4 protein-coding genes are annotated in these 2748 nt (G+C 62.1%); 1 reads left to right on the top strand and 3 read right to left on the bottom strand.

Annotated features, from left to right (window positions below):
* Window positions 1–485 precede the first annotated feature (485 nt).
* Both YY7_RS0149690 and YY7_RS0149685 read right to left on the bottom strand, forming a co-directional pair.
* Window positions 486–809, bottom strand: coding sequence for a hypothetical protein (locus YY7_RS0149690; RefSeq protein ID WP_028169408.1), 324 nt, complete (start codon window positions 807–809; stop codon window positions 486–488).
* 83 nt (window positions 810–892) lie between these two features.
* The gene (locus YY7_RS0149685) at window positions 893–1345 is read right to left on the bottom strand and encodes an Hsp20 family protein (protein ID WP_028169407.1); all 453 of its coding nucleotides are present in this window, start codon (window positions 1343–1345) and stop codon (window positions 893–895) included.
* Window positions 1346–1699: 354 nt separating this feature from the next.
* Between YY7_RS0149685 and YY7_RS0149675 the strand changes: the two genes are divergently transcribed.
* Window positions 1700–1990, top strand: coding sequence for a hypothetical protein (locus YY7_RS0149675; protein ID WP_028169405.1), 291 nt, complete (start codon window positions 1700–1702; stop codon window positions 1988–1990).
* A 264-nt stretch (window positions 1991–2254) separates the two neighbouring features.
* Here YY7_RS0149675 and YY7_RS0149670 read toward each other — a convergent pair.
* Window positions 2255–2748 (bottom strand): transposase (locus tag YY7_RS0149670; RefSeq protein WP_028169404.1); only part of this gene is annotated, 494 nt, incomplete at its 5' end.

Here is a 2748-nt window from a genome sequence, read left to right as displayed (position 1 = left end):
ACCCGCCGAGGTCTGCGAGAGGATGAGACGACCATGGAGGATCGGTCTTCCCGGCGCATGCGAACACTGGTGACCCGAATGGCCCGCTCGAGGCCGCTCCGCTAATCAGCTCGCATGCGCGCTGATATCCATGATGGCCCGGAGCCCAGCACGCTCCAAGCAGAGGCCGGATACATTGCTGCAAGACCGCATCTGCCAGGTTGACGCAACCGCTTGCAACGCGCGGCCGGACCATACATTGGGTCAAGATGAGAACTCAAGGTGAGCAAATTTGGACCGCCTTGCCTCAGGGAGCAGACCTCAATGAGGCGTCTCGCCACGTCGCTGATGGGCCACGAACGGACGTTGCTACAGCTCGTTTGCGCCATTTCAAAAACTGCAAAGAAAACCCGTATGCGGAAATCAAGCGGCGCGGTGCAGGCATGTATCGCGGAATTGCGCGCGGGAAGCGACCTGGAATCATGGAATCATTTGCGGATCCTCGCTCACTCCGCCGCGCGACGCTCGGCCGAGCGCAGACGCATTGGCTTGCCGGCCGGCGGGTTGCGCGGACCGTTTCCGTCCAGCGCGCGTAGCGCTTCCAGAATTTCGTAGATATGAACAGGCGCCTTTAGTCCGTCCGGCGCGCCTAACGCTGGACAGGACGCGATCGCCGAGGCATCAGAGGCCCATGACGCGAGGACGGCGCGCTTCTCGGCCAGACTCAAATTCGGGTCAGCGACGACGTCGCGCGGATGCGAGAACACCGTGCCGGGGTGAAGAAGAGCATTGAAATCGAAGACGTTGTCGTGTGCGGGCGTCCTCCGCATGGCTAACCTCCCATCAAGACGCATTTAAGGTGGCCGCGCGGGAGAACCCGCGCGGCGGCGATCGGAACCAAGCCGCGGGGTCGTCAGGCGGCCTTGCCCTCGATCTGCTTGACTTGCCCGGCGCTTGCGCCCGCGATGGCGATGCGCCGCGGCTTCATAGCCTCGGGAATCTCGCGTTGAAGCTCGATGACCAACAGACCATTCTCGAAGTGCGCGCCCTTGACCTCGACGTGGTCAGCCAGGGTGAACTGCCGCTTGAAGGGGCGGGTCGACATTCCGCGATGCACAAAGGTCTTCTCGTCCTTCTCGGCCTTATGACCTTCCAACGTCAGGACATTCTGCGCCGCCGTAAGGGCCACTTCGTCCGGTGAGAATCCGGCGAGCGCCACCGAGATTTGGAAGCGGTTCTCGTCGAGCCGCTCGATGTTATAGGGGGGATAGGTCTCTTCGGCGGTCCGCTGGACCTCATCGAGAACGTCAAACAGGCGGTCGAAGCCAATGGTCGACCTCCACAGAGGAGTCCAATCATACCTCATAGCCAAATCCTCCAAAGAGCAAGTTGGGTACGAGCTGGCACCGGACACCTTCCGGCGCCCGCCTTGATTTCGGGGCCCCGAAGGCGCCCCGGCCGTCATGACTGCGGCGACCCAAAAAATCTGCAACGAGCAAAAAAGTTTCAAGAGGGTGACGAAAAATTTTAGCGCCCTGGCGGCGGTCTGGTTAAGCGTTGTCGTCGTGCAAGGTTACATCCGCTTTCGGAATGACGCGGCGCAGAAATCTGCCGCTGACAGTCGGGTCCGCGACGCCAGGGCGCGCGAGATCGCCGATGAGGCCGGCGCGCGAGACCTATCTCGAATGTCCGCATTGCGGTGGACAGCCACAAGGCGGCGATGAACGAGCGCGGCCAGTACGTCGCACCCGGGCAGACCATCGATCGCAGCGGCCGGGTTTCCGGCGGTCCACCGGATACGATGTCGGTGAGCTATTGGGTTTCGGGCCTCGCTTCGCCGTTCGTCTCGTTCGGTGATCGCATTCGCATCTATCTCGAAGCCATCGCGCTTGGCGACGACGCGATGGTGCCGCAAGCGATCAATGCAGGTTTCATTCGCCCGGCGGGGCGAGGTGCCGGAATGGGCCGAGATCAAGGAGAAAGCGCGCCACGCCAAGTATCGGAGGGGTGAATCCCCTTCCATCCCCTACGTCATTCGCGGCTGGAGCGCCCGCGCCATGTCATGGCTGATCGATTTGGGGTGTTTCGGATCGCAGCGCTCCGCTGCGCTCGATGACCGCTCGGGGTGTTGGTTGTGTGCAAACAGATGGGTCGGTACGCGACCGTGGTCGCCAATCATTGCAGGCGGCCGATGTTCTCACGTCTGATCATCCAATGCCCGGCCAAAGTAGGTATCGCGACGCGGTATTGCGCTCTTTGAGGCACTTTCCGGCCTTCAGGCGGCGCGGATGGCTGCAATCAGGCGCGGTTTGCCGACGATGTTCATCACCCGTGTGAGGTTATAAGCGAGAACATGCAGCGCCATCTCAGCGGCGACATTCCGTAGGCGCTTCATCAGGAAGTGCGTTGCACCCATACGGGCTTTGATCGTGCCGAACGGATGCTCAACCGTCTCGCGCCGCGTCCGCATGGCCTCGGGATCGGAATCGAGCCGTCTCTGGACCTCCTCGACCACATGCTCATGCTCCCAGCGCGCGATGCGGCGCTCCTTGGACGGCGTACATTGGCTCTTGATCGCGCAGCCTTGGCACGCCGCTGTCGACCAGTAACGGCGCAGCGTCATTCCGTGCGCGACGTTGGTGTAGTGATAGGGCAGCAGCTGGCCGGATGGGCGGCGGTAGACGTCCTCATCAGGCAGGTAGGCGAAGTCCTGTTTGCCGAACCGGCCCTCCGCCTTGGCGTTCGACGTCATGGGCTTGGGCAAGGTGA

The sequence above is a fragment of the Bradyrhizobium elkanii WSM2783 genome (genome assembly GCF_000472865.1).
GTDB lineage: Bacteria > Pseudomonadota > Alphaproteobacteria > Rhizobiales > Xanthobacteraceae > Bradyrhizobium > Bradyrhizobium elkanii_A.
The sequence above is the reverse complement of the archived record's forward strand: the minus strand, read 5'-3'. Positions and strand labels throughout refer to the sequence as shown.